This is a genomic window from Streptomyces sediminimaris (genome assembly GCF_047049295.1).
Classification (GTDB): Bacteria; Actinomycetota; Actinomycetes; order Streptomycetales; family Streptomycetaceae; genus Streptomyces; species Streptomyces sediminimaris.
Map to the genome: position 1 here is coordinate 2,907,067 of NZ_JBJWOT010000001.1, position 26,044 is coordinate 2,933,110.

At 71.5% G+C, this 26,044-nt stretch carries 19 protein-coding genes and 2 tRNA genes; 5 read left to right on the forward strand and 16 right to left on the reverse strand.

The features are described from left to right. The first annotated feature begins 14 nt into the window (after positions 1-14). Entirely contained in the window at positions 15-4,166 is a 4,152-nt protein-coding gene (locus ACJ9NR_RS13565) for a HAMP domain-containing protein (protein WP_412487812.1), read from the forward strand. A gap of 25 nt (positions 4,167-4,191) precedes the next feature. After that, a complete protein-coding gene (locus ACJ9NR_RS13570) occupies positions 4,192-4,776 on the forward strand; it encodes a response regulator (RefSeq protein WP_412487813.1) in 585 nt (194 codons plus the stop codon). Positions 4,777-4,791: 15 nt separating this feature from the next. Here the strand turns inward: ACJ9NR_RS13570 and ACJ9NR_RS13575 are convergent, their stop codons facing one another. Further along, positions 4,792-6,666 (reverse strand): AMP-dependent synthetase/ligase, encoded by a 1,875-nt coding sequence (locus tag ACJ9NR_RS13575; RefSeq protein ID WP_412487814.1) that lies wholly within the window; start codon positions 6,664-6,666, stop codon positions 4,792-4,794. A 271-nt stretch (positions 6,667-6,937) separates the two neighbouring features. Further along, complete coding sequence (gene lepA / locus ACJ9NR_RS13580; RefSeq protein WP_412487815.1) at positions 6,938-8,806, reverse strand: translation elongation factor 4; 1,869 nt, start codon at positions 8,804-8,806, stop codon at positions 6,938-6,940. Between the two features lie 222 nt (positions 8,807-9,028). On the opposite strand from lepA, the gene rpsT reads away from it, so the two are divergent. Then, entirely contained in the window at positions 9,029-9,295 is a 267-nt protein-coding gene (gene rpsT / locus ACJ9NR_RS13585; protein WP_412487816.1) for a 30S ribosomal protein S20, read from the forward strand. A gap of 315 nt (positions 9,296-9,610) precedes the next feature. On the opposite strand, the gene holA is transcribed toward rpsT, so the two are convergent. The 8 genes from holA to leuS form a co-directional block, all read right to left on the reverse strand. Continuing rightward, positions 9,611-10,600: a DNA polymerase III subunit delta gene (holA, locus tag ACJ9NR_RS13590; protein ID WP_412487817.1), complete on the reverse strand. Its 990-nt coding sequence runs from the start codon at positions 10,598-10,600 to the stop codon at positions 9,611-9,613. 109 nt (positions 10,601-10,709) lie between these two features. Continuing rightward, positions 10,710-10,955 (reverse strand): hypothetical protein, encoded by a 246-nt coding sequence (locus ACJ9NR_RS13595; RefSeq protein WP_412487818.1) that lies wholly within the window; start codon positions 10,953-10,955, stop codon positions 10,710-10,712. A gap of 72 nt (positions 10,956-11,027) precedes the next feature. After that, entirely contained in the window at positions 11,028-11,834 is an 807-nt protein-coding gene (locus ACJ9NR_RS13600; RefSeq protein ID WP_412487819.1) for an arylamine N-acetyltransferase family protein, read from the reverse strand. Between the two features lie 4 nt (positions 11,835-11,838). Further along, positions 11,839-14,412, reverse strand: a complete 2,574-nt coding sequence (locus ACJ9NR_RS13605; RefSeq protein ID WP_412487820.1) for a ComEC/Rec2 family competence protein — start codon at positions 14,410-14,412, stop codon at positions 11,839-11,841. Next, the gene (locus tag ACJ9NR_RS13610) at positions 14,409-15,134 is read right to left on the reverse strand and encodes a ComEA family DNA-binding protein (protein WP_412487821.1); all 726 of its coding nucleotides are present in this window, start codon (positions 15,132-15,134) and stop codon (positions 14,409-14,411) included. The genes ACJ9NR_RS13605 and ACJ9NR_RS13610 overlap by 4 nt, the downstream gene beginning before the upstream one ends. 608 nt (positions 15,135-15,742) lie before the next feature. After that, positions 15,743-16,588 carry a DegV family protein gene (locus ACJ9NR_RS13615; protein ID WP_412487822.1) on the reverse strand — a complete coding sequence of 282 codons (846 nt, stop codon included), beginning with the start codon at positions 16,586-16,588 and terminating at the stop codon, positions 15,743-15,745. A gap of 72 nt (positions 16,589-16,660) precedes the next feature. Continuing rightward, positions 16,661-17,398: a hypothetical protein gene (locus tag ACJ9NR_RS13620; RefSeq protein ID WP_412487823.1), complete on the reverse strand. Its 738-nt coding sequence runs from the start codon at positions 17,396-17,398 to the stop codon at positions 16,661-16,663. A 153-nt stretch (positions 17,399-17,551) separates the two neighbouring features. Then, positions 17,552-20,476 carry a leucine--tRNA ligase gene (gene leuS / locus ACJ9NR_RS13625; protein ID WP_412487824.1) on the reverse strand — a complete coding sequence of 975 codons (2,925 nt, stop codon included), beginning with the start codon at positions 20,474-20,476 and terminating at the stop codon, positions 17,552-17,554. Between the two features lie 420 nt (positions 20,477-20,896). Between leuS and ACJ9NR_RS13630 the strand changes: the two genes are divergently transcribed. After that, a complete protein-coding gene (locus ACJ9NR_RS13630; RefSeq protein ID WP_412487825.1) occupies positions 20,897-22,252 on the forward strand; it encodes a ferric reductase-like transmembrane domain-containing protein in 1,356 nt (451 codons plus the stop codon). Further along, the gene (locus ACJ9NR_RS13635) at positions 22,249-23,862 is read left to right on the forward strand and encodes an NADH-ubiquinone oxidoreductase-F iron-sulfur binding region domain-containing protein (protein ID WP_412487826.1); all 1,614 of its coding nucleotides are present in this window, start codon (positions 22,249-22,251) and stop codon (positions 23,860-23,862) included. The genes ACJ9NR_RS13630 and ACJ9NR_RS13635 overlap by 4 nt, the downstream gene beginning before the upstream one ends. 68 nt (positions 23,863-23,930) lie before the next feature. Here the strand turns inward: ACJ9NR_RS13635 and ACJ9NR_RS13640 are convergent. The 6 genes from ACJ9NR_RS13640 to rsfS all read right to left on the reverse strand — a co-directional run bounded on the left by ACJ9NR_RS13640 (position 23,931) and on the right by rsfS (position 25,987). Then, positions 23,931-24,003: transfer RNA gene (locus ACJ9NR_RS13640), tRNA-Ala, on the reverse strand. Between the two features lie 104 nt (positions 24,004-24,107). After that, complete coding sequence (locus ACJ9NR_RS13645; protein WP_003976229.1) at positions 24,108-24,341, reverse strand: hypothetical protein; 234 nt, start codon at positions 24,339-24,341, stop codon at positions 24,108-24,110. A 3-nt stretch (positions 24,342-24,344) separates the two neighbouring features. Then, positions 24,345-24,518, reverse strand: a complete 174-nt coding sequence (locus ACJ9NR_RS13650; protein WP_412487827.1) for a hypothetical protein — start codon at positions 24,516-24,518, stop codon at positions 24,345-24,347. 209 nt (positions 24,519-24,727) lie between these two features. After that, a tRNA-Ala gene (locus ACJ9NR_RS13655) sits at positions 24,728-24,800 on the reverse strand. A 72-nt stretch (positions 24,801-24,872) separates the two neighbouring features. Further along, complete coding sequence (locus ACJ9NR_RS13660) at positions 24,873-25,544, reverse strand: histidine phosphatase family protein (RefSeq protein ID WP_412487828.1); 672 nt, start codon at positions 25,542-25,544, stop codon at positions 24,873-24,875. Continuing rightward, positions 25,544-25,987: a ribosome silencing factor gene (rsfS, locus tag ACJ9NR_RS13665; RefSeq protein ID WP_412487829.1), complete on the reverse strand. Its 444-nt coding sequence runs from the start codon at positions 25,985-25,987 to the stop codon at positions 25,544-25,546. The genes ACJ9NR_RS13660 and rsfS overlap by 1 nt, the downstream gene beginning before the upstream one ends. Positions 25,988-26,044 lie beyond the last annotated feature (57 nt).

The window sequence follows — 26,044 nt, forward strand, 5'->3', positions numbered from 1 at the left end:
CGAAGTGGGCCGCCATGAGTGAGAACAGTGCTACGCGTGCGCTCGAAGACGGACAGAAACCGGAACAAGTCCGAGCATCGGAGTTGCGCCCGCTGCTCGCCGCGATGAACGCCGCCCGGGACGGGGACTTCGCCAAGGTTCCCGAGACGGGCCGCGGGATCGTGGCCGAACTGACGGCGGCCTTCAACCAGCTCGTGGACCGGAGCACCCACTTCAACGGGGAAGTGCGGCGCGTGAAGCGGGAGCTGGTGCGCCACGGGCGGCTCGACGAGCGGGTTTCGGCCAGTCCGGGCCAGGGCGCGTGGACGTCCCGGGTCAACGACGTGAACCAGATCCTGGACGCCCTGGTGGCCCCGGCGGCCAATGCCACGCGGGTGCTGGACGCGGTGGCCGGCGGTGACCTCACCCAGCGGGTCGACCTGCACGACGGCAGCCGGCAGTTACGCGGTGACCTGCGGCGGCTGGGCCGTGCCGTGAACCGGATGGTCGACCAGCTGTCGCTGTTCACCGGCGAGGTGACCCGGGTCGCGCGCGAGGTGGGCACCGAGGGGCGGCTCGGCGGCCGGGCGAAGGTGGCGCGTCTGTCGGGCAGCTGGCGGGACGTGACCGAGGCCGTCAACACGATGGCGGCCCGGCTGACCGCCCAGGTGCGTGACATCGCCCTGGTGACCACGGCGGTGGCCCGCGGCGACCTGACCCGTACGGTCACCGTCGAGGCGACCGGCGAGCTGCTCGAACTGAAGCTGACCGTGAACACGATGGTCGACCAGCTCTCCGCCTTCGCCGACGAGGTCACCCGGGTCGCCCGCGAGGTGGGCACCGAGGGTCAGCTCGGCGGCCGGGCCCAGGTGCGCGGCGTCTCCGGCGTCTGGAAGGACCTCACCGACAACGTCAACTTCATGGCCTCCAACCTGACCTCGCAGGTCCGTAACATCGCCCAGGTCACCACGGCGGTCGCCAACGGCGACCTGAGCCAGAAGATCACCGTGGACGCGAAGGGCGAGATCCTGGAGCTGAAGTCCACCATCAACACCATGGTCGACCAGCTCTCCGCCTTCGCCGACGAGGTCACCCGCGTCGCCCGCGAGGTCGGCACCGAAGGCAACCTCGGCGGCCGGGCCCAGGTGCGCGGCGTCTCCGGCGTCTGGAAGGACCTCACCGACAACGTCAACTTCATGGCGGACAACCTCACTTCGCAGGTCCGCAACATCGCGCTGGTCTCCACCGCCGTCGCCCAGGGCGACCTCGGCAAGAAGATCACCGTCGAGGCCAAGGGCGAGATCCTGGAGCTGAAGTCCACCATCAACACCATGGTCGACCAGCTCTCCGCCTTCGCCGACGAGGTCACCCGCGTCGCCCGCGAGGTCGGCACCGAAGGCAACCTCGGCGGCCAGGCGCAGGTGCGCGGCGTCTCCGGCGTCTGGAAGGACCTCACCGACAACGTCAACTTCATGGCGCTGAACCTGACCTCGCAGGTCCGCAACATCGCCCAGGTCACCACCGCCGTCGCCAACGGCGACCTCTCCAAGAAGATCACCGTGGACGCCCGCGGCGAGATCCTGGAGCTGAAGGACACCGTCAACACGATGGTGCAGCAGCTGCGCGCCTTCGCCGACGAGGTCACCCGCGTGGCCCGCGAGGTCGGCACCGACGGCCGGCTCGGCGGCCGCGCCCAGGTCCTCGGCGTCTCCGGGGTGTGGCGTGACCTGACCGACAACGTCAACTACATGGCCGACAACCTGACCTCACAGGTGCGCAACATCGCCCAGGTCACCACCGCCGTCGCCAACGGCGACCTCTCCAAGAAGATCGACGTGGACGCCCGCGGCGAGATCCTGGAGCTGAAGACCGCCATCAACACCATGGTCGACACCCTCTCCTCCTTCTCCTCCGAGGTCACCCGCGTCGCCCGCGAGGTCGGCTCCGAGGGCCAACTCGGCGGCCAGGCACGGGTCGAGGGCGTCTACGGCACCTGGAAGCGCCTGACGACCAACGTCAACGAGCTCGCGCTGAACCTCACCACCCAGGTCCGCGCGATCGCCGAGGTCGCCTCCGCCGTGGCCCAGGGCGACATGTCCCGCTCGATCACGGTCGAGGCGCGCGGCGAGGTCGCCGAGCTCAAGGACAACATCAACCTGATGGTGGCCAACCTCCGCGAGACGACCCGCGCGAAGGACTGGCTGGAGTCCAACCTGGCCCGCCTCGCCGCCCTGATGCAGGGCCACCGCGACCTGATGGAGGTCGCCGACCTGCTGCTGCGCGAGCTGACGCCGCTGGTGAACGCCCAGTACGGCGCGTTCTTCCTCGCCGACCCGGACGAGGACGGCACCACTCTGCGCACCTCCGTGCCCGCCAAGGGGCTCGCGTTCATCGCCGGGTACGGCTCGGCGCAGGGCGCGACCGTCGAGACCGGCGGTCTGCCGGTGCACGGACTGGTGCGGCAGGCCGCCCGCGAGAAGAAGCGGATCCTGGTCGAGGAGGCCCCGCCGGACTACATCAAGATCAACAGCGGGCTCGGCGAGGCGGCGCCCACGAGCGTCGTCATCATCCCGATCCTCTTCGAGGACAAGCTCCTCGGCGTGATCGAGCTGGCCTCCTTCTCCCGCTTCTCCGACGTGCACCTGGCCTTCTTCGACCAGTTCGTGAACACCATCGCCGTCGCCATCAACACGATCATCGCCAACTCCCGTACGGAGTCCCTGCTCGGCGAGTCCCAGCGGCTGGCCATGCAGCTCCAGGAGCGCTCCGACGAACTGCAGATGCAGCAGGCGGAGTTGCAGCGCTCGAACGCCGAACTGGAGGAGAAGGCGGCCCTGCTGGCGACCTCCTCCCAGTACAAGTCGGAGTTCCTGGCGAACATGTCGCACGAGCTGCGCACGCCGCTCAACTCCCTGCTGATCCTCGCCCGGCTGCTGTCCGACAACCCGGACGGCCGTCTCACCGACCAGGAGGTGCAGTTCGCGACGACCATCCACCGCTCCGGCTCGGACCTGCTGCAGCTGATCAACGACATCCTGGACCTGTCGAAGATCGAGGCCGGCCGGATGGACGTACGTCCCAAGAAGCTGCCGCTGATCAAGCTGCTCGACTACGTCCACGCCACCTTCCGCCCGCTCACCCTGGACCGGGGGCTCGCCTTCGAGGTGTCGGTCGGCGAGGACGTGCCGCGCGAGATGTACTCGGACGAGCAGCGACTGCAGCAGATCCTGCGCAACCTGCTGTCCAACGCGATCAAGTTCACCGCGACGGGCCGGGTGGAGCTGCGGGTGAGCCGGGTCGGGGACCCCGAGCACCTGCGCGTCCACGAGGGCGACGACGTGATCGCCTTCGCGGTCCGCGACACCGGCATCGGCATCGCGGCCGAGAAACTGCCGGTGATCTTCGAGGCGTTCCAGCAGGCGGACGGCACCACCAACCGCAAGTACGGCGGCACCGGTCTCGGCCTGTCCATCAGCCGGGAGATCGCGGGCCTGCTCGGCGGCCGTATCGTCGCCGAGAGCGAGCCGGGCAAGGGGTCCACGTTCACGCTGTACGTCCCCGTCGTCAGCCCCGGCCACACGGCGACCGGACCGGTCGCCGAGGCGCGCGCGCTCCCGGTGCCCCAGCAGCTGCCGGCCGAACCGCTCACCGCCGCGCACGACGCGGAGGACGCCTGGCCGGCTCCCACCAAACTCGAGGAGTGGACCGCGGGCCGGGCGGGTCAGGTGCTGCCCGGCAGGCGGGTGCTGATCGTCGACGACGACATCCGCAACGTCTTCGCCCTCACCCACGTCCTCGGCCGGGTCGGGATGCCGGTGCTGTACGCGGAGAACGGCCGCGAGGGCATCGAGACCCTGGAACGCAACCCGGACGTCGAACTCGTCCTGATGGACATCATGATGCCGGAGATGGACGGCTACGAGACCATCTCCGCCATCCGCCGCACCCCCCGCTGGACCGGCCTGCCGATCGTCGCCCTCACCGCCAAGGCGATGCCCGGGGACCGGGAGAAGTCCATCGCCCGCGGTGCGAACGACTACGTACCCAAACCGGTGGACGTCGACCAGCTGCTCCAGGTCGTGTGCGCGCTCCTGGACCCCGAGGGCGCGCACGGCATCTCCGAGACCGCTGCACCGAAGCCGGGCGCAGGCGGGGAAGCAGCGGTTCCGCCGACGACCGAATCATGAGGCACAGTCATGAGGCACAGTCACCATGAGCGCTGAGGCAACGACCGACGAGCGCGCCAGCATCCTCCTCGTGGACGACGTGGAGGACAACCTGATCGCGCTGGAGGCCGTCCTGGGGTCCCTCAACGAGCCGCTGGTACGCGCGCGTTCGGGCGAGGAGGCGATGAAGGCGCTGCTGCGGCAGCACTTCGCCCTCATCCTGCTCGATGTGCGCATGCCCGGCATGGACGGGTTCGAGACGGCCGCGAACATCAAGCGGCTCGACCAGACCAAGGACGTCCCGATCATCTTCCTGACCGGCGCGGACGACGACTCCGGCTACGCCTTCCGCGGGTATGCCACGGGGGCCGCGGACTATCTGACCAAGCCCTTCGACCCGTGGGTGCTCAGGGCGAAGGTGACCGTCTTCCTCGACCTGCACCGCAAGAACCTGCAGCTTCGGCGCCTGCTCGCGCAGCGGCGCGCGGACGCCAGGACGGACCACGGGGAGGCGGACGCGAGGCTGGCGGAGCTGGAGGCGGAACTGGACGGCGAGGACCCCCCGGACCGGGACGCGCTGCGCGCCCGGATCCGGGAGATCCGTCAGCTGATGAGCGGACGCACGGGCTGACCGCGCTCCGCCGCCCTACGCCTCCCGCGTACCGGCGTACATCTCGTCGATCAGGTGCTTGTACTCCCGCTCGACGACCGGCCGCTTCAGCTTCAGGCTCGGCGTGATCTCACCGTGCTCCACGTCGAGGTCCCGCGGCAGCAGCCGGAACTTCTTGATGGTCTGCCAGCGCTGCAGCCCCTGGTTGAGCTCCTTCACATAGCCCTCGACGAGGGCGACCGTGGCGGGCTCGGCGACGATCTCGGCGTAGGACCTGCCCTCCAGGCCGTTGTCCTTGGCCCACTCGAGGAGGGACGGCTCGTCGAGCGCGATCAGCGCGGTGCAGAAGTTCCGGTCGGCGCCGTGCACCAGGATGTTGGACACGTACGGGCACACGGCCTTGAACTGGCCCTCGACCTCGGCCGGCGCGATGTACTTGCCGCCGGACGTCTTGATGAGGTCCTTCTTGCGGTCGGTGATGCGCAAGTAGCCGTCGGGGGACAGTTCCCCGATGTCGCCGGTGTGGAACCAGCCGTCCGGCTCCAGCACCTCGGCCGTCTTCTCCGGCAGCCCGTGGTAGCCCTGCATGATGCCGGGGCCGCGCAGCAGGATCTCGCCGTCGTCCGCGATGCGCACCTCCGTGCCGGGCAGCGGCTTGCCGACCGTTCCGGTGCGGTAGGCCTCGCCCGGGTTGACGAAGGAGGCGGCCGAGGACTCCGTGAGGCCGTAGCCCTCCAGGATGTGGATGCCGGCACCGGCGAAGAAGTAGCCGATCTCCGGGGCGAGCGCGGCCGAACCGGAGACGCAGGCGCGCAGGTTGCCGCCGAACGCCTCGCGGATCTTGGCGAACACGAGCGCGTCGGCCACCTTGTGCCGGGCGGCGAGCCCGAACGGGACGGACGGGGTGCCGGTGCGCCGGAAGTTCTCCTGGGAGGCCTTGGCGTACTCGCGGGCGACCCCCGCGGCCCACTGGAAGATCTTGTACTTGGCGCCGCCGCCGGCCTTCGCCTTGGCCGCGACCCCGTTGTAGACCTTCTCGAAGATGCGCGGGACGGCCGCCATGTACGTCGGCCGCACCACCGGGAGGTTCTCGATGATCTTGTCGACGCGGCCGTCGACGGCGGTGACGTGGCCGACCTCGATCTGGCCGGAGGTGAGCACCTTGCCGAAGACGTGCGCGAGCGGCAGCCACAGGTACTGCACGTCCTCGGGCCCGACCAGTCCGGTCGCCGCGATCGCCTTCGCCATGTACGACCAGTTGTCGTGCGGCAGGCGCACGCCCTTGGGGCGGCCCGTGGTGCCGGAGGTGTAGATGAGGGTGGCGAGCTGGTCCCTGGTGATCGCGCCGACGCGCTCCTTGATCAGCTCGGGGTCCTTCTCCAGCCGGGCGGCGCCCCGGGCCTCCAGCTCGGCGAGGGTCAGCACCCAGTCGCCCGTCTCGACGCCGGCCGCGTCGATCACCACGACATGCGTGAGGTCGGGCAGCTCGGCGCGCTTGCCGGCCACCTTGGCGACCTGCTCCGCGTTCTCCGCGACCAGCACCCGGCTGTCGGAGTCGGCGAGGATGAACGCCGACTCGTCGGCGTTGGTCTGCGGGTAGACCGTGGTCGTCGCGGCGCCGGCGCACATGATGCCGAGGTCGGCGAGGAGCCACTCGACCCGGGTGGAGGAGGCGAGCGCGACCCGCTGCTCCGGCAGTACACCCAGCTCGATCAGACCCGCCGCGATCGCGTAGACCCGCTCGGCGGCCTGCGCCCAGCTCAGCGACTTCCACTCGTCGGGGCCCTCGCCGGAGGCAGGCGCCACCGGGTAGCGGTAGGCCTCGGCGTCCGGTGTGGCCGCGACGCGTTCGAGGAAGAGAGTCGCCACGCTCGGCGGACGGTTCTCGATCAGTGTCTGTGTGTCGCTCACGACATCCTCCGGGGCCCGCGGCAGTGCGGCTGGCTCAGTGCGGCTGGTTTCCACCCGCGAGCGTTGTTTAACTCGCGAGTAACTATGGAGCAGGCATCAGAGTAAGGCGCGACCGGCCCCGACGTAAGAGGGGACGGTCGGCGATCTCCCGTATCCCCGGATTCTTCACCTGAGCGACCGGTCGCGGCCGGTGCGGCGTCCGCCCCCACGCCGAGGGGCCCGCCGAACCTGCGCGGCGAGCCCCCGGTGTGCGAACGGTCCGCGTTCCCGGTTACTTCTTGCCCTTGCCCGACCCCGCGTTGTCGTCGCTGGAGAGCACCGCGATGAACGCCTCCTGCGGCACCTCGACGGAACCCACCATCTTCATCCGCTTCTTGCCCTCCTTCTGCTTCTCGAGCAGCTTGCGCTTACGGGAGATGTCACCGCCGTAGCACTTGGCGAGGACGTCCTTGCGGATGGCGCGGATGGTCTCGCGGGCGATGACGCGCGAGCCGATGGCGGCCTGGACGGGCACCTCGAAGGCCTGCCGCGGGATGAGCTCCTTCAGCTTGGCCACCAGCCGCACGCCGTAGGCGTACGCCTGGTCCCGGTGCGTGATGGCGGAGAAGGCGTCCACCTTGTCGCCGTGCAGCAGGATGTCCACCTTGACCAGGCTGGAGGTCTGCTCGCCGGTGGGCTCGTAGTCCAGCGACGCGTAGCCGCGCGTCTTCGACTTCAGCTGGTCGAAGAAGTCGAAGACGATCTCCGCGAGCGGGAGCGTGTAGCGGATCTCCACGCGGTCCTCGGACAGGTAGTCCATGCCGAGCAGGGTGCCGCGCCGGGTCTGGCACAGCTCCATGATCGACCCGATGAACTCGGTGGGCGCGAGGATCGTGGCGCGTACGACGGGCTCGTACACGTCGTTGATCTTGCCCTCGGGGAACTCGCTCGGGTTGGTGACCGTGTGCTCGCTGCCGTCCTCCATGAGCACGCGGTAGACCACGTTGGGCGCGGTGGCGATCAGGTCGAGGCCGAACTCGCGCTCCAGGCGCTCGCGGATGACGTCGAGGTGGAGCAGGCCGAGGAAGCCGACGCGGAAGCCGAAGCCGAGGGCGGCGGAGGTCTCCGGCTCGTAGACCAGCGCGGCGTCGTTGAGCTGGAGCTTGTCGAGGGCCTCGCGCAGCTCCGGGTAGTCGGAACCGTCCAGCGGGTACAGACCGGAGAAGACCATGGGCTTCGGGTCCTTGTAGCCGCCGAGCGCCTCGGTGGCGCCCTTCTGCTGGCTGGTGACGGTGTCACCGACCTTGGACTGGCGGACGTCCTTCACACCGGTGATCAGATAGCCCACCTCGCCGACGCCGAGCCCGTCCGCGGGCAGCATCTCGGGCGAGTTCGTCCCGATCTCCAGCAGCTCGTGGGTGGCCCCGGTCGACATCATCCTGATGCGCTCGCGCTTGTTGAGCTGGCCGTCGATGACACGGACGTACGTCACGACACCGCGGTAGGAGTCGTAGACGGAGTCGAAGATCATCGCGCGGGCCGGGGCGTCCGCGACGCCGACCGGGGCGGGGATGTCCGCCACCACCTTGTCGAGCAGCGCGTCGACGCCGACGCCGGTCTTCGCGGAGACCCTGAGCACGTCGTCGGGGTCGCAGCCGACCAGGTTGGCCAGTTCCTCGGCGAACTTCTCGGGCTGCGCGGCGGGCAGGTCGATCTTGTTGAGCACGGGGATGATCGTGAGGTCGTTCTCCATCGCCAGGTAGAGGTTGGCGAGGGTCTGCGCCTCGATGCCCTGGGCTGCGTCGACGAGGAGGATGGTCCCCTCGCAGGCGGCGAGCGACCGCGAGACCTCGTACGTGAAGTCGACGTGCCCCGGGGTGTCGATCATGTTGAGGATGTGCGTGTGGTTCTCGTCGTGGGTGGGAGCCCACGGCAGGCGCACCGCCTGGGACTTGATCGTGATGCCGCGCTCGCGCTCGATGTCCATGCGGTCGAGGTACTGAGCGCGCATCTGGCGCTGCTCGACCACGCCGGTCAGCTGGAGCATCCGGTCGGCGAGCGTGGACTTGCCGTGGTCGATGTGCGCGATGATGCAGAAGTTGCGGATCAGAGCCGGGTCGGTGCGGCTCGGCTCGGGCACATTGTTAGGGGTCGCGGGCACGCAGGGTCCTGTCTCTTGAGGCGCCTTATGCCTCGGGTCGGATCTTTACGTAGGCTCCATCGTCCCACGGGCGGCGACCTGGGACCGTTTTGGGCCGTGGGCCGGGCCACTGGTAGCCTGGGTGGCTGTGCCTCATGCCCTCTCAGCGCGGGGCACACCTCAAGAAATCACCTGGCACGGGCCGCGTGCGGTCCCGTGCCTGAACCTGAAAAGGCTCAATCAGTGGCGAACATCAAGTCCCAGATCAAGCGGAACAAGACCAACGAGAAGGCCCGGCTGCGCAACAAGGCCGTCAAGTCCTCCCTCAAGACCGCGATCCGCAAGGCCCGCGAGGCCGCTGCCGCGGGTGACCGCGAGAAGGCCCTCGAGTACCAGCGCGCTGCCGCGCGTCAGCTCGACAAGGCCGTCTCCAAGGGCGTCATCCACAAGAACCAGGCCGCCAACAAGAAGTCGGCGCTTGCTCACAAGGTCGCGTCCCTCCAGGGCTGACATCTCTCTTTGATCTGATCGCCGGAAGGACCCAGGGCGGGCCCTCTCTCATCCGCCCCCGACCGGCACCCCGAGCCTGTACGCGGCCTGCGTTCGCCACGCGGGTACGGGCTCACCCGCACGAACCGGAGGCCCCGGCCCCAGCCCTTCCCCAGGGCGGGGCGCCGGGGCCTTCGGCATGCGCGGGGCATTGAGGACGTCCAGGGGCCGAGCCCCGCCGGGGCTCGGCCTTGGGCGGAGCCGGAGGCGGCGGAGGGGTCCGCGGTGCGCGGGAGGGCGTGAGGGCGGCGGGGTGAACACCGCCGGGGGCTGTTCTCAGCCTCGTCCGCGTGAGCGCGCTGCCCGGGCGATCGTCACGACCGCCTTCTCCAGGGCGTAGTCCGGGTCGTCGCCGCCGCCCTTGACACCCGCGTCCGCCTCGGCCACGGCCCGGAGCGCGACGGACACCCCGTCCGGCGTCCACCCCCGCATCTGCTGCCGTACCCGGTCGATCTTCCAGGGCGGCATCCCCAGCTCCCGGGCCAGATCCGCCGACCGCCCCCCGCGCGCGGCGGACAGCTTGCCGATCGCCCGCACTCCCTGCGCGAGCGCGCTGGTGATCAGCACCGGTGCGACGCCGGTCGACAGCGCCCAGCGCAGCGCCTCCAGGGCCTCGGCCGCGCGCCCCTCCACCGCCCGGTCGGCGACCTCGAAGCTCGACGCCTCGGCCCGCCCGGTGTAGTACCGCCCGACGACGGCGTCGTCGATGGTCCCCTGCACGTCGGCGACCAGCTGGGAGACGGCGGACGCCAGCTCCCGCAGATCGCTGCCGATCGCGTCGACCAGCGCCTGGCAGGCCTCGGGCGTGGCCGACCTCCCGGCCGCCCTGAACTCCCCGCGCACGAAGGCCAGCCGGTCCGCCGGCCTGGTCATCTTCGGACAGGCGACCTCCCGGGCACCCGCCTTGCGCGCGGCGTCGAGCAGCCCCTTGCCCTTGGCTCCTCCCGCGTGCAGCAGCACGAGGGTGATCTCCTCGGCGGGCGACCCGAGGTATGCCTTCACGTCCTTGACCGTGTCGGCCGGGAGATCCTGCGCGTTGCGTACGACCACGACCTTGCGCTCCGCGAAGAGCGAGGGGCTGGTGAGCTCGGCGAGCGTGCCGGGCTGCAACTGGTCGGGGGTCAGGTCACGCACGTCCGTGTCGGCGTCGGCGGCCCTCGCGGCGGCCACCACCTCCCGCACGGCACGGTCGAGCAGGAGGTCCTCCTGGCCCACGGCAAGCGTCACGGGGGCGAGAGGGTCGTCATTCGCAGTCTTCCTGGCCATCGCGCCAAGCATGGCACGGCCCACTGACAACACGGCCGGCCCGGCCGGCCCCGGGGGCGGACACGGGGCATGCACGGCTCCGCCGCGCGGCACTGCGGCTCGCAGGGCGCTACGGCTCCTCGCGCCAGCCCTCCCACTCCCCCGCGAACGCGTCCAGCTCCGCGGGGTCCAGCCGCTCGTCCTCGTCCCGCAGGACGACCAGCCACTGCGCGTCCTCCGCGTCGTCCTCGCCGGCCAGCGCGTCCCGTACCAGCCGTGGCTCCTCCGCGACCCCGAACCGCTCCCCCAGTGCCTCGGCCGCCTCTTCCGCGGCCTCGCGGTCCGGCAGCACCAGCACATGTCTCACATCGCTCACGGGCCCATTCTCCGGCACGCCCACCGCAGGGGCGGGACGCAGGTCAGCCCCTGCGGCGCCCGCACCACCGAATCAACAGCGCCCGTCGGGGTTCCGCACGGCCGGCACACGGTCCAGCTCGATCCCGAAACGCTCCCGGTACACCCCGAGCACCTCCTCGTCACTGCCCAACTCGCGCTCCTGCCGCGTCCCGTCGGGGCCCGTCACCTTGAAGGTCCGCCCGCTGAGCGTGATCCTCCCGCCGTCCTCCGCCACCCTCGAGCACACCAGCGACCGCGCGAAGTGCGACCTGGGCGAGGTGCTGTGCCACCACGCCCCGGACACGAAGTCGCCGAGCTCGCGCGGCCGCACCTCCAGCCGGTACTGCGACCTGCCGTCCACCACGACGTCCAGGTCCGGCCCCGCCTCGGCGATCCGGAACATGCCGCCCGGATCCTTCTGCTCACTCCTGTCCGCGAACGCCAGCGGGTAGTGGCTGTGCGCCCCGAACCCCACGTCCGCCAGCCATTCCCGCCCGTCCGAGGTCCGCACCCGCAGCGCGAGATGGTCGTAGGGGATCCCGAGCCGCCCCGCGTCCCCGTGCACCCGCGCCGCCAGCCGTGTGACCTCGAACCCGAGCTCGCCGAGCAACGCGGCGAACGCGCCGTTGAGTTCGTAACAGAACCCGCCCCGCCGCGCCCCCACCACCTTGTCCACGAGCCGGTCCTCCTCCAGCACGATCTCCTCACCGAGGTGGATCGAGAGGTTCTCGAAGGGCACGGCCCGCAGATGGCGCAGGTGCAGATCGCGGAGTACTTCGGCGGTGGGCGCGGTGGGCCGCTGCCCGGGCTGGAGTCCCAGGCGGCTGAGATAGCCGTCGGTCTTCTCTCGGATAGGCATGCCCTCAGTCTGCCGCCACCCGCAACTGCCCGCCCGCCCCCGCGACCGCGAGCGCTCCGTCCCGGTCCGTCCGCAGCACCACCGCGCCCTCGGCCCGCAACGCCGCGACCGTACCGGGAGCCGGATGCCCGTACGGGTTGTCCCGCCCGCAGGAGATGATCGCCAGCCGCGGCGCCACCCTGCGCAGCAGCTCCGGGTCCTGGTACGCCGAACCGTGGTGGGCCACCTTGAGCACGTCCACACCATCCAGCAGCGCTCCCTGCGGCGACCGCAACAGCTCCTGCTGGGCCGGGGGTTCGAGGTCCCCGAGCAGCAGGAACCGCAGCCCGGCGGATCTGACCAGCAGAGTGACACTGGCGTCGTTCGGCCCGTCCGGTTCCGGTGCCGGGCGCGGCGGGGGCCACAGCACCCGCCAGCTCAGCGTGCCGGTGCGCCGCTGCTCGCCCGCCGTGGCCCGGGTGAGCGGGATGTGCCGGGCCGCCGCCTCCTTCCGTACGAACTCCGCCTGGTCCGCGGGCTCTTCGAAGCCCGTCGTCTCGATCGCCCCCACCGGACGTCCGCGCAGCACACCGGGCAGCCCGGCCACATGATCGGCGTGGAAGTGGGTGAGTACGAGCAGTGGGATCCGGGTGACGCCGAGCGTGCGCAGACAGTGGTCGACGAGCGCCGGATCGGGCCCGGCGTCCACCACGACACCGCTGCCGCGCCCCGCCGCGAGCACCATCGCGTCGCCCTGTCCCACGTCACACACCGCAAGTCGCCACCCCGGGGGCGGCCATCCCGTGATCACCCGGGTCAGCGGGGGCGGTCGCACCACGACGAGGACGAGCAGCGCCCCGCAGGCCGCGCACAGCCAGGGGTGGCGCAGCAGCCGCCGGCCCGCCGGCACGAGGGCCACCGTGACGAGGGCGAGCAGGCCCGCCCCGCTCCAGCTGCCCGGCCAGTGCACCGACCCACCGGGCAGCGCCGCCCCGGTGCGGGCGATGTTCGCGATCCAGGACGTGGGCCAACGCGCGCACCATGCGAGCGCTTCGGCCAGCGGCATCAGCACCGGTGCCGTCGCCAGCGCCGCGAAGCCCAGCACCGTGGCCGGTGCCACCGCGATCTCCGCGAGCAGATTGCACGGCACCGCCACCAGGCTGACCCGCGCCGACAGCACGGCCACGACCGGCGCGCAGAGCGCCTGCGCGGCCGCCGCCGCGGCCAGCCCCTCGGCCAGTCTCGGCGGAACCCGGCGCCGCCGCAGCGCCTCGCTCCAGCGCGGAGCGAGCGTGAGCAGGGCACCGGTGGCCAGCACCGACAGCAGGAAACCGTAGCTCCGCGCCAGCCAGGGGTCATAGAGCACCAGCAGCAGGACCGCGGTCGCCAGCGCCGGGAGGAGCGACCTGCGGCGTCCGGTCGCCAGCGCCAGCAGCACGACGCTGCCGCAGGCCGCGGCCCTGAGCACGCTCGGGCCCGGCCGGCACACGGCCACGAACCCGAGCGTGAGCGCCGCGCCGAGCACCGCGGTCGTCCGCAGCGGGATGCCGAGCCGGGGCGCGAGCCCGCGCCGCTCCACGAGCTGGGCCATGCCCGCCGGCCCGATCAGCAGGGCGAGGATGATGGTGAGGTTGCTGCCGGACACCGCGAGTGTGTGCGCGAGATCGGTCTCCTTGAACGCCTCGTCCAGTTCCGGGGTGATCCGCGAGGTGTCACCGACGACCAGTCCGGGCAACAGCGCCCGCGCGTCCGGCGGCAGCCCGTCCGTCGCCTCCCGCAACCCGGCCCGCAACCGCCCCGCGAACCGCTGCGCGCCCGAGGGCCCGCGCACCACCTCCGGCGGGGTCCGTCCCCGCACGCGCAGCACACCCGCGATCCGGTCGCCGCCGACGGCTGCGGGCGCCGACCGGGCGTGGACGCGCAGGCGAGTGGAGGGAAGCAGTCGGAGCCAGGGTGAGCGTGCCGGCCCTCCGGCGGCGAGCGTCCCGGTTCCGGTTCCTCCACCGGTTCCTCCACCGGTTCCTGCGCCGGCCCGCACGTCGACGATCAGCAGCACCGGTGCCCGGGTGACCACCGCCGTCCCGTCCGCCCCTTGGGCCCGCAGTACCCGGGCGTCCATCAGGACGGAGGCCGGCATGGCGTGGTCGCCCCTGATCCGGGGCCGGGTGAGCCGGGGGTCGGAGGTGATCTCGACCTCGGCCGTCACGGAGGCGTACCGCCGGGCCAGGCCGGGCACGGGCCCACGCCGCACATCGGCTCCGTGCAGCCCGGCGGAGACGGCGGCCCCGGCGACGCAGAGCAGCACGGCGGCGGCCGGGAGCCGCGGCCACCGTCCCGCCCCGGGAGGCCCCGTTCGCGCTCCCCGCCCCGGTGCCACCAGCAAGACCACCGCCACGGCCGTGCACGCCACCGCGACGGCCGCGACCCGGCCGGGCGCCGCGTCCAGCAGCACCGCGGCCGTCGCCCAGGCCGCGAGCGCGGGCGGTACGAGGCGCAGGTCGGTCGGTCCTTCCTGGCGGGGGTGGGCGGCTCCGAGCCGTCCTTCGGCGGCGGCGTGGACGGCCGCGCGCCGCGTCGGGAGACCGGGGACGCGCCTCATGGCCGTACGAGATTCCGCAGATCGGCGAAGCGGCGGGCGCCGATGCCGTTGACCTCGCGCAGCTCGTCCACCGAGCGGAAACCGCCGTGCTGTGCGCGGTAGTCGACGATGTGCCGGGCGAGCACGGGGCCGACGCCCGGCAGCGTGTCGAGCTGGTCCACAGTCGCGGTGCTGAGAGCGATCGGAGCCGCGGGGGCACCGCCCGCCGCCGCCCGGCCCGCCGCCCCGCCGGACGAACCGCCGCCGACCGCGGGCGCCGGGGCCGCGGGCCCTCCGACGATCACCTGCTCCCCGTCCACCAGCAGGCGTGCCCGGTTCAGCCCGTCCGTGCTCGTGCCGGGACGCACCCCACCGGCCGCGCTCAGCGCGTCGGCGACCCGTGAGCCCGCGGGCAGTCGATGGATCCCGGGCTCACGCACCTTGCCACTGACGTCCACGACGATCTCGGCCCCGGCCGTACCCGGAGGGCTTGGCGCCCCGGCCGGCTGGGGCTCTGCGCTCCCCTTCCGCTCGCCGAACGGAGCCGCCGCCCGCACCACTTCGGGCGCCCGTACCGACTGGGTCCGACCGGTCCGGAAATGCTGGACGGCGAAGACGGCGGCCACGACGAGCAGCACGGACAGCGCGACCACGCTCCGCCGCTCCAGCCCGCACCTGGTCTGCAGCCACAACGGCACCCGCTCCCGCACCGCCAGCCCGGCCCGGACCCGCCATGCCTCCACGAGCCGGGGTTCGCCGGACCGGGACTCTCCGGACCGGGACTCTCCAGACCGGGACTCTCCGAACCGGGACTCTCCGGACCGAGACCCTCCAGACGTGCCGTCGCCCGCGCCTCCCTGACCGCGCAGGCTCCCCCGATCCCTCAGGCTTCCCTGATCCTCCAGGGTCCCCCGATCCCCCAGAGCCCCCAGCGACCCGGCCCCCCACTCCCGCTCCTGCTCCTGCTCCTGCTCCCGACCCTGCTTCTGCTCCCGCTCCCGCTCCCGCCCTTCACCGGCGTGTTCGGGGAACAGCGCCTCCGCGCGCCGGCGGACTTCCTCCGCCGACGCCGACGCCGACGCGTACCGGTGCCAGGACGTCCGGCTCCGGCTCCGGCTCCCGCTCCTGCTCCGCACCGGCGGCGGGCGGTGCCGAATCCGGCCGTCGGATCCGGCCTGCCGCCCCGGCCCACTGGAGACGGTCGCTGTACGTGAACGTGATCGCATTGCCATGCGGCGAGCATCGGGCACCTGCCCGGCCCCGCGATGATCTTGCTCGATTTCCGGGGACTACCGCCCGGTTGTGGAAAACCCCGCCACCCGCACGGGTGGTTGATCAGCCGGGTGCACGGTCACCGCGGCGAGACGACGACCCCCAGCAGCCCGGGACCGGTGTGCGCCCCGATCACCGCCCCCACCTCGCTCACATGCAGATCCGCCACGCCCCGCACCCGCGTCCGCAGCCGGTCCGCGAGGGCCGCGGCGCGCTCCGGGGCGGCGAGGTGGTGGACGGCGATGTCGACCGGAGCTCCACCGGCGCGGTCGGCCGCGATCTCCTCGAGGCGGGCGATCGCTCGTGAGGCCGTCCGGACCTTCTCCAGCAGTTCGATCCGGCCGTCGTCCAGCCGAAGCAGCGGCTTCACGGCGAGCGCGGAACCCAGCAGCGCCTGCGCGGCACCGATCCGGCCGCCGCGGCGCAGATAGTCGAGGGTGTCGACGTAGAAGTAGGCGGACGTGCCGGAGGCCCTCTTCTCGGCGGCCGTGACGGCCTCGTCCACCGTCCCGCCCGACTCCGCCGCCTCCGCCGCCGCGAGCGCGCAGAACCCGAGGGCCATCGCGACCGTCCCGGTGTCCACGACCCGGACCGGCACCGGCGCCTGGCGCGCCGCCATGACCGCCGCGTCGTACGTGCCCGACAGCTCGGCCGAGAGGTGGAGGGAGACGATGCCGCTCGCGCCGGCACCGGCGACCTTGCGGTAGGTCTCGGCGAAGAGTTCGGGGCTGGGCCGCGAGGTGGTGACGGGCCGCCGCTTCTGGAGCGCCTGGGCCAGGGAACGGGTCGAGATCTCGGTGCCCTCCTCCAGCGCCCGGTCACCGAGGACCACCGTCAGAGGCACCGCTGTGATGCCGTGGCGCTCCATCGTCCGCGGCGGCAGGTAGGCCGTTGAATCGGTGACGATCGCGACATGGCGGGACATGAGCTGGAGGTTACCTGCCGTGGTGCCCGGTCGGCAGCCCGACCCCTCTCACCTGGGATGCCCTTGACCGGATCAAGTAGTGCTCTCGGGGCGGGGTTTCTTCTGCCATGGGTAGGCGGGGCGCTGTGCGGGCGGGGTGAGGGCGGCTCGCGTCGGCTCCTCCTCGGCCGTACGCGGGCGGGGGGTCTCCGGCCACGTCTGCCGGCCCGTCGCGTTGTCGGCGGCAGGGGCGTCGGGCCACCGCGACGACGCGGCGGGGGGCTCCTCGTGCGTCCAGTGCCGCAGGGCGCCGGCCTCCACGTCTATCTGGGCGCTCAGCGTGCCGAGGTCGTCGTCGGCGAAGCGGTGGGCCCGGTCGCGGGCGGCCCAGCGCAGTGAGTCCGCCGAGTGCGTGATGCGCTCGGCGCGCTCGCGCAGGCCGGGCAGCCGCTCGGCGAGCGTCCTGCGGTCCGGTTCGGCCTCCAGTCGCTTGAGCTCGTCGTCCAGTTCGTGCCCGTGCACGCTCAGGCGCTCGAAGAGGCCCAGGGACTCCTTGAGGGACTCGTCCTCGGACACGCCCGCGTGCAGCGCGTCCTGGGTGGCGCGCATGGACGTGCGCAGCTTCAGCCGCAGTTGGGCCAGCTCGCCCGCAGCTCCCGGCTGCGCGAGGGACCTGGCCCGCAGGGTGTGGTCCTCGACCGTGCGCCGGGCCTGCGAGATCGTACGGTCCACGCCGCGCTTGGCGGCGCCGACCGCCTTCACCGCGGCGTAGGCGCCGAGTGCCAGGAACAGTACGAAGAGCAGGGCGAACACCGCGATCACCGCTTCCATGTCGCTCCTCCTCCGAGCCGCGCGGCACACCCCGCGCCGCTCTTCCACGGTAACGGAGACGGGCAGGCCCGGAGTTCCGGAAGAACCCCGAACCTGCCCGTAGGGGAGTACCCCGAGACGACGGGAGCCGCGCCGCGGGCCCGGCGGGCTCGTCTACGCCGGAACGATGTTCACCAGCTTCGGCGCCCGTACGATCACCTTGCGGATCCCCGCGCCGTCCAGCGCCGCGACGACCTTCTCGTCCGCCAGCGCGATCTTCTCCAGCTCCTCGCCGGAGATGGACGGCGAGACCTCCAGACGCGCCTTGACCTTGCCCTTGATCTGCACGACGCAGGTCACGGTCTCGTCGACGACGTACCGCGGGTCGGCGACCGGGAAGTCCCGGTGGACGACCGATTCGGTGTGGCCCAGCCTGCGCCACAGTTCCTCGGCGATGTGCGGGGCCAGCGGCGCGACCAGCAGTACCAGCGGCTCGGCGACCGACCGCGGCACCGCCCCGCCCGCCCGTCGCCCGCCGCCACCCTCGACCGAGGAACCTGTTGCCCCGCCCCCATACTCCTTGGTCAGGTGGTTGTTCAGCTCGGTGACCTTGGCGATCGCGGTGTTGAAGCGCAGGCCCTCCAGGTCCTGGCGCACGCCGTCGACGGCCTTGTGCAGGGCGCGCAGCGTCTCCTCGTCCGGCTCGGCGTCGGAGACGGTGACCTCGCCGGTCGTCTCGTCGACGACGTTGCGCCACAGCCGCTGCAGCAGCCGGAACTGGCCCACCACCGCGCGCGTGTCCCACGGCCGCGACACGTCCAGCGGACCCATCGCCATCTCGTACAGGCGCAGCGTGTCGGCGCCGTACTCGGCGCAGATCTCGTCCGGGGTGACCGCGTTCTTCAGGGACTTGCCCATCTTGCCCAGCAGCCGGGAGACCTTCTCGCCCTGGTGGAAGTACGCGCCGTCACGCTCCTCCACCTCGGCGGCCGGCACCGCGATGCCGCGGCTGTCGCGGTAGACGTAGGCCTGGATCATGCCCTGGTTGTACAGCTTGTGGAACGGCTCGGCCGAGGAGACGTGGCCCAGGTCGAACAGGACCTTGGACCAGAAGCGCGCGTACAGCAGGTGCAGCACGGCGTGCTCGGCGCCACCGACGTACAGGTCGACGCCACCGTGCGGCTGCCCCTCGCGCGGGCCCATCCAGTACCGTTCGATCTCGGGGTCGACCAGCCGCTCGTCGTTGTGCGGGTCCAGGTAGCGCAGCTCGTACCAGCAGGAACCGGCCCAGTTGGGCATGGTGTTGGTCTCGCGCCGGTACTTCTTCGGGCCGTCGCCCAGGTCCAGGGTGACGTGGACCCACTCGTCGTTGCGCGACAGCGGCGTCTCGGGCTCGGTGTCGGCGTCGTCCGGGTCGAAGGTGCGCGGCGAGTAGTCGTCGACCTCGGGCAGCTCCAGCGGCAGCATCGACTCGGGCAGCGCGTGGGCGATGCCCTCCTCGTCGTAGACGATCGGGAAGGGCTCGCCCCAGTAGCGCTGGCGGCTGAACAGCCAGTCGCGCAGGCGGAAGTTGACGGTGCCCTCGCCGATGCCCTTGCGGGCCAGCCACTCGGTGATGCGCGCCTTGGCGTCCACGACGCCCAGGCCGTCCAGGGAGATGTCGCCGTTGGAGGAGTTGACGATCTTCGCGTCGTAGGAGACGAAGGCGGCGTCCCACGTGGTGGTGTCCGTGCCGCGGTCGTCCGTGGGCTCAACGACGCACTCGACGGGCAGCTCGAAGGCGCGCGCGAACTCGAAGTCACGCGTGTCGTGCGCCGGTACGGCCATGATCGCGCCGGTGCCGTAGCCCATCAGGACGTAGTCGGCGATGAAGACGGGGACCCGCCGGCCGTTGACCGGGTTGGTGGCGTGGGCGCCGGTGAAGACGCCGGTCTTGTCCTTGGCCTCGGCCTGGCGCTCGACGTCGGACTTGGCGGCGGCCTGCGCGCGGTAGGCCGCGACGGCCTCGGCGGGCGTCGCGTGGCCGCCGGTCCACACCTCGTGGGTGCCCTCCGGCCAGGCGGCCGGCGTGAACTTCTCGACCAGCGGGTGCTCCGGCGCCAGCACCATGTAGGTCGCGCCGAACAGGGTGTCGGGGCGGGTGGTGAAGACGGTGATGTGCTCGCCGTCGATCGGGAAGTCGACGCGGGCGCCCTCGGAGCGGCCGATCCAGTTGCGCTGCTGCAGCTTGATCGCCTCGGGCCAGTCCAGCGCCTCCAGGTCCTCCAGCAGCCGGTCGGCGTAGGCCGTGATCCGCATGTTCCACTGGCGCAGCTTCGCCTTGAAGACGGGGAAGTTCCCGCGCTCGGAGCGGCCGTCGGCGGTGACCTCCTCGTTGGCCAGCACGGTGCCCAGGCCGGGGCACCAGTTGACGGGCGCGTCGGAGGCGTACGCCAGGCGGTACTCGCCCAGGACGTCGGCGCGCTCGCCGGCGGTCAGCTCGTCCCAGGAGCGGCCGCCGGGGACCGCGCGGTCACCGGTCTCGAACTGGGCGACCAGGTCGGCGATCGGGCGGGCCTTGTCCGCCTCCTCGTCGTACCAGGAGTTGAAGATCTGCAGGAAGATCCACTGGGTCCACTTGTAGTAGTCCGGGTCGATCGTGGCGAACGACCGGCGCTTGTCGTGGCCCAGGCCCAGCCGGCGCAGCTGGGCCTTCATGTTCTCGATGTTGGCCTCGGTGGACACGCGCGGGTGCGTGCCGGTCTGCACCGCGTACTGCTCGGCGGGCAGGCCGAAGGCGTCGAAGCCCAGGGTGTGCAGGACGTTGTGCCCGGTCATGCGCTGGAAGCGGGCGAAGACGTCGGTGGCGATGTAGCCCAGCGGGTGGCCGACGTGCAGACCCGCACCGGAGGGGTACGGGAACATGTCCATGATGAACTTCTTGGGCCGGGCGACGACCTCGGGGTCGCCTCCCAGGTCGCCCTTCGGGTTCGGCGCCGCGTACGTGCCGTGGGCGTCCCAGAAGTCCTGCCAGCGTGCCTCGATCTCGGCCGCCACGGCGGCCGTGTAGCGGTGCGGCGCTGCCGCCTCGGCGGCGGCAGCGGGGTTCGTCTCGCTCATGATCCTCAAAGCTCCATCGATCGTCTCTGCCGACTGCTGCGACCTGCGGAAATGAAAAATCCCCTCGCACAGGAGGGGACGCCGCGCCGACTCCGACCACCCCGGGTCGCCCGGCGGTCGGGACTGATCAGCGCGGCTCGCTAAGCAGAAGGCGTACGGCACGCATGCGGTTAGGGTACCGCAGCGCTTGAGCACGACGCGACGCGCTTGCGTATGGGTCTCTGGCCCCGGTGTCACACCCGGACGACAACTGAACAGAAGTCAAAGCTTACTTCGCGTAACACCCGACACCCGGACATCACAGCGACTGCCCCGCCCTTGGATAACAACCCAATAACCCAAACCTCGTACCCACCGGTATGGCGCCACCTAAAGTTCGGCAGCGGGACCGCTTTCCCGATACCGCTCGGAGTTGCCCCCATGAACCCTCGTCGTAGTAACAGCACCCTCCCCAAACCCGGCCGGTCGGGCTACGGGATGGCGTCGGCTGTCGTCCTGCTGCTCATACCCGTCGTCGTGCTCCTCGGCGGCGACTGGCTCCAGCAGTTCCTCAACTTCGGTGCGGGCGTCCTGTCGCTCGTCTGCCTCACCTGCTCGGTGATCTGGGGGCTGGTGGCCCAGGACCGGCTCATCCTGAACATCCGCCAGCGCATCGTGGCCCAGGGCATCCACCGGGTGACCGCCGTCGCCTCGATCGCCTTCCTGCTGGTGCACATCGGGGTCAAGCTCGCCCTGGACCACGCCGACTGGATCGCGGCGCTGATCCCCTTCGGCTGGCTGATCACGGGCACCGGCACGGCGAACCCGGGCAGCGCCACCCTCGTGGGCATGGGCTCGCTGGCGGCGTACCTCATGATCTTCGTCGGCATCACCGGTGCGCTGCGCAACCAGTTCGCCTCCCCGGCGCCGGTCGCCGCGCGCTGGCGCGCGATGCACATGCTGGCCTACCCGTCGTGGTGCGCGGCCCTGATCCACGGCCTGTACGCGGGACGCCCGGCGAAGACCTTCTTCATGGTCTCCTACGAGCTGTGCGTGGTCGCGGTCGCCGCGGCGCTCGCCCTGCGCGCGGCCCCGCGCCCGTTCAAGCGGAAGGTCGCCGACCGCCTCGCCGTGATGCTGGGCAACGACCCCGGGGCGGCCCGCGAGGAGCTGGAGGCCAGCCGCGCGCGCGTGTCCGAAAGGCCCTCCCCGCGCGCGCGTGCGGCCGAGACCCCCTCCGCGCTGCCGGGCTACGAGAACGCCCGGACCCCGAAGCGGTCCCCCATGGACACGGCGGCGTCCGCCACGGACGGCTTCTACGACACCGCCTCCTCCCGCGCCCCGAGCCCGGAGTCCACCGGCGGCTTCGCGGCCGCCTACCGGGCCGTCACCCCGCAGCAGCAGGGGCGGCAGCAGTACGGCGCCGACCAGACCGCCCGCATGGACCTGCCCCCGGACATCGGGGCCACCGGGGCGATGCCGCGCGTCGACGCCGCCGGCGGCGCCTCGGGCAGCTGGCCCGTGCCGTCGCCCCCGCCGGTCGGCGAGGCACCGCCGTCCGCCTACGACCCGCTCCAGGACACCGGATACAACATCCCCACCTACAACAATTCGGGCACCGCGGCCTACCGCAACAGTGATATGTACGACACCGGTGAGACGAACGCCCACTACGGCGCGTACAACTCGAACGACACGTACAACAGCGGTCCCGCCGACGAATCGACGCCCGGTACCTCCTGGGACGCGCCGGGTTCGGGCGAATCCTGGAACACGCCGTCCGGAGGCTATAGGTGAACGAGGCCCTGCCCGACGTCCCGGAAGTCCGCGTGGTCGGGCTTCCGCAGCTCACGTCCGGCTTCGACCTTGTCGAACGACTCGACCTCTCGATGCACCTGAAGGTGCACGGCCCGCTCGAGCCCCTGGGCGGCGAGCAGCTCGCGAAGCTCGCCGAGAACATCAACCTCAAGGGCCGCGGCGGCGCCGGCTTCCCCTTCCACAAGAAGCTGCGCTCGGTCGCCGAGTCCGCGATCAAGCGCGGTGTACGGCCGGTCGTCGTCGTCAACGGCAGTGAGGACGAGCCGGCCTGCCGCAAGGACACGGTCCTGATCAACCGCGCCCCCCACCTCATCCTGGACGGCGCGCTGCTGGTCGCCGAGGCCCTGGGCGCCCGCACGCTCGTGGTGGGGGTCACACGTGAGTCGACGCAGCGCTCGATGGAGGCCGCCCTCGCCGAACGCGGCCTGAGCAACGGACGCCGCTCCGCGCTGAAGGCCTGGGTCCAGCGCAACCCCGTCCGCATGGTCACCGGTGCCGCCGCCTCCCTGATCCGCTCCATCGACGGCGGTCCGGCCATCCCGCCCGGCCGGAAGATCAGCGCCTCGCAGAGCGGCGTCGGCGGCGCGCCCACCCTGCTGTCGAACGCCGAGACCTTCGCGCAGCTCGCCATCGCCGCCCGCATCGGCCCGGAGCGCTACGGCAACACCGGCCTCTACGACGAACCGGGCACCGTCATGCTGACGGTCTCCGGCGCGGTCGCCCGCCCCATGGTGATCGAGGTCCCCACCGGGGTCCCGCTGCGCTACGTGCTCCAGCTCGCCGGCGCCCCGCCCGTCCCGCAGGGCGTGCTCACCGGCGGCTACCACGGCAAGTGGATCGACGCGGCGACGGTCGACGAGGCCGTCGTCTCCCGCAACTCCCTCGACGCGGTGGGCGGTTCGCTCGGTGCCGGCGCGATCCTGCCGATCAGTCAGGAGACCTGCCCGCTGGGCGAGTCGCTGCGCGTGGCGCAGTGGCTGGCCGAGGAGAGCGCGGGCCAGTGCGGCCCCTGCTACCTCGGTCTGCCGGCCGCCGCGCGCGGCATGGAGGACATCCTCGGCGGCGGCGGCCCGGCCGCCCTGGAGGCGCTCAAGCAGGTCGCCAAGAACGTGAAGCGGCGCGGCGCGTGCTCGCACCCGGACGGCTCCGCGATGTTCCTGGAGTCGACCATCAAGGCCTTCACCGACGACCTCGCCGCGCACGTCCTCGGAAACGGCTGCGGACGGCCCGTGGAGGGCGTTCTGCCGCTCTTCGAGGGCGGCCAGATGCCGACGGGCATCCCGGGCGGCCCGGAGGCCGCGGAGAACGGCCCCAGCCGTCAGAAGATCTACGTCGACTGGACGCTGTGCCGGGGCCACGGCCTGTGCGCGGACATCCTCCCGGAGGTCTTCGAACTCGGCGCCGACGGCTTCCCGACCGTCGCCCAGGCCCAGGTGCCGCGCTACGCGGAGGCCAAGGCGCTGCGCGCGGTGCGCCGCTGCCCGGCGCTCGCCCTGCGCATCGAGGAGGAGGCGCCGCGCGACCGGGCTCCGTCCCGCAACCTGCCGGTGCTCTCCCAGGGCCGGGGACGGCGCGCGCTCGGCCGCTGAGGTGCGCACAACTCCCCCCGCACACGCAAAGATCCCGCCGGATCTTCACGATCCGGCGGGATCTGCCGTGGAGCTAAGGAGAATTGAACTCCTGACCTCCTGCATGCCATGCAGGCGCTCTACCAACTGAGCTATAGCCCCGTGCTGCGGTCCGCCCGGTTTCCCCGGCGGCGACGCCAACATTACACGGTCCACCGGGTGGAACACCAAATCGTTTCCGTGGGCCCCGGGCGGGGCGGGCCCGGTCAGGCCGTGACGAACGAGTAGAACCTCTTGAGCGTGCAGTGCTCCTCGAGCAGACGACCGTAGATCGGCTCGCCCTCCAGCTCACGGTAGGTCTCGATCGGGTCGCCCTTTATGATCAGCGCCCGCGCGCACTCCTCGCACCAGTACTGGTAGTCGGGGTTGACCGGCTCCATGTCGCGGACGATCGGCGTACCGCTGCCGCACCAATCGCACTTGCGCCTGTGTGCACCCATCGATCAGCTCCAGCTGTGGCCGCAGGCCGTGCACACGTAGGAGATCCCGCCGTTGTCGCCGAGGACTTGCGCGACATGGGCGGAACCGCAGGAAGGGCAGCTCAGACGGGTGACCGTGTCCCGTGCAGACGCCGCTTCGAGGAGGTGGCCGACCTCCTCGAAGATGCTCGCAGGCATCACAGCTCCCTCCCGTCGGGCCGCGCTCCCTTCCGGCCGTTTGATTCTGCCACGGCCGGGCCAATACGGTCAGCGACGCCTGAGTACCAGTACGGACACGCACGCCGGGGCGCCTCCACAGAGGTATACGCCTTCGGACTCCAAGTGACTCAAGTCGTACAGGAACAGACAGAAAAATCCCGTCTCCTGACGGAGACGGGATCTTGTTGTGGAGCTAAGGAGAATTGAACTCCTGACCTCCTGCATGCCATGCAGGCGCTCTACCAACTGAGCTATAGCCCCATCAGGTTCTTCCCGCTCGGCGGGGCGAACAAGAAGAACTTTAGCCTGCGACCTGCCGGAAAGTGAAATCCGCTAGTCGTCGTCGCCGAGCACGGGCTCGGGCAGCGTGCCGGCGTTGTGCTCCAGCAGGCGCCAGCCGCGGGCGCCCTCGCCCAGGACCGACCAGCAGCAGTTGGACAGGCCGCCGAGGCTCTCCCAGTGGCGGGACTCCAGACCCAGCAGGCGCCCGATGGTGGTGCGGATGGTCCCGCCGTGGCTGACCACGACGAGGGTGCCGTCGTCGGGCAGCTTCTCGGCGTGCCGCAGCACCACGGGGGCGGCGCGCTCGGCCACCTCGGTCTCCAGCTCACCGCCGCCGCGGCGGACCGGCTCACCGCGCTTCCAGGCGGCGTACTGCTCGCCGTGGCGCTCGATGATCTCCTCGTGCGTCAGCCCCTGCCAGACGCCCGCGTAGGTCTCGCGCAGCCCCTCGTCGTGGGTGACCTCCAGATCGGTCAGCGCGGCGAGTTCGGCCGCGGTGTCCGCCGCCCGCTGCAGGTCGGAGGCGACGATCGCGTCGGGCCCCAGGGAGGCGAGCAGCCGGGCGGCGCGGCGGGCCTGGGCCATACCCGCCTCGGTCAGGGCGACGTCCGTGGTGCCCTGGAAGCGGCGCTCCACGTTCCAGGACGTCTGGCCGTGGCGCCAGAGGATGATGCGGCGTCCCCGGCCGGGCCTGCCGGAGGACACCTCACCGGTGGCGCTCATCACCACTCACCGCCGAGGTCGGTCGCCTCCTCGGCGGCCTGCAGCCTGGCGTGCTCCTCGGCCTTGCCGCGGGTGGCCTTGGCGTCCGCGGGCAGCTCCAGCTCGGGGCAGTCCTTCCACAGCCGCTCCAGGGCGTAGAAGACGCGCTCCTCGCTGTGCTGGACGTGGACGACGATGTCGACGTAGTCGAGCAGGACCCAGCGGGCCTCGCGGTCGCCCTCGCGGCGCACCGGCTTGGCGCCGAGCTCCTTCTGCAGCCGCTCCTCGATCTCGTCGACGATCGACTTGACCTGGCGGTCGTTGGGCGCGGAGGCCAGCAGGAAGGCGTCCGTGATCGACAGCACGTCGCTGACGTCGTACGCGATGATGTCGTGCGCGAGCTTGTCGGCGGCCGCCTGCGCGGCGGTGTTGATCAGCTCGAGGGAACGGTCAGTGGCGGTCACTACGCGGCTTTCGGTCGGCGGTCTGTTGACACCAAGGGTCTCACGGACCGCCGGGCG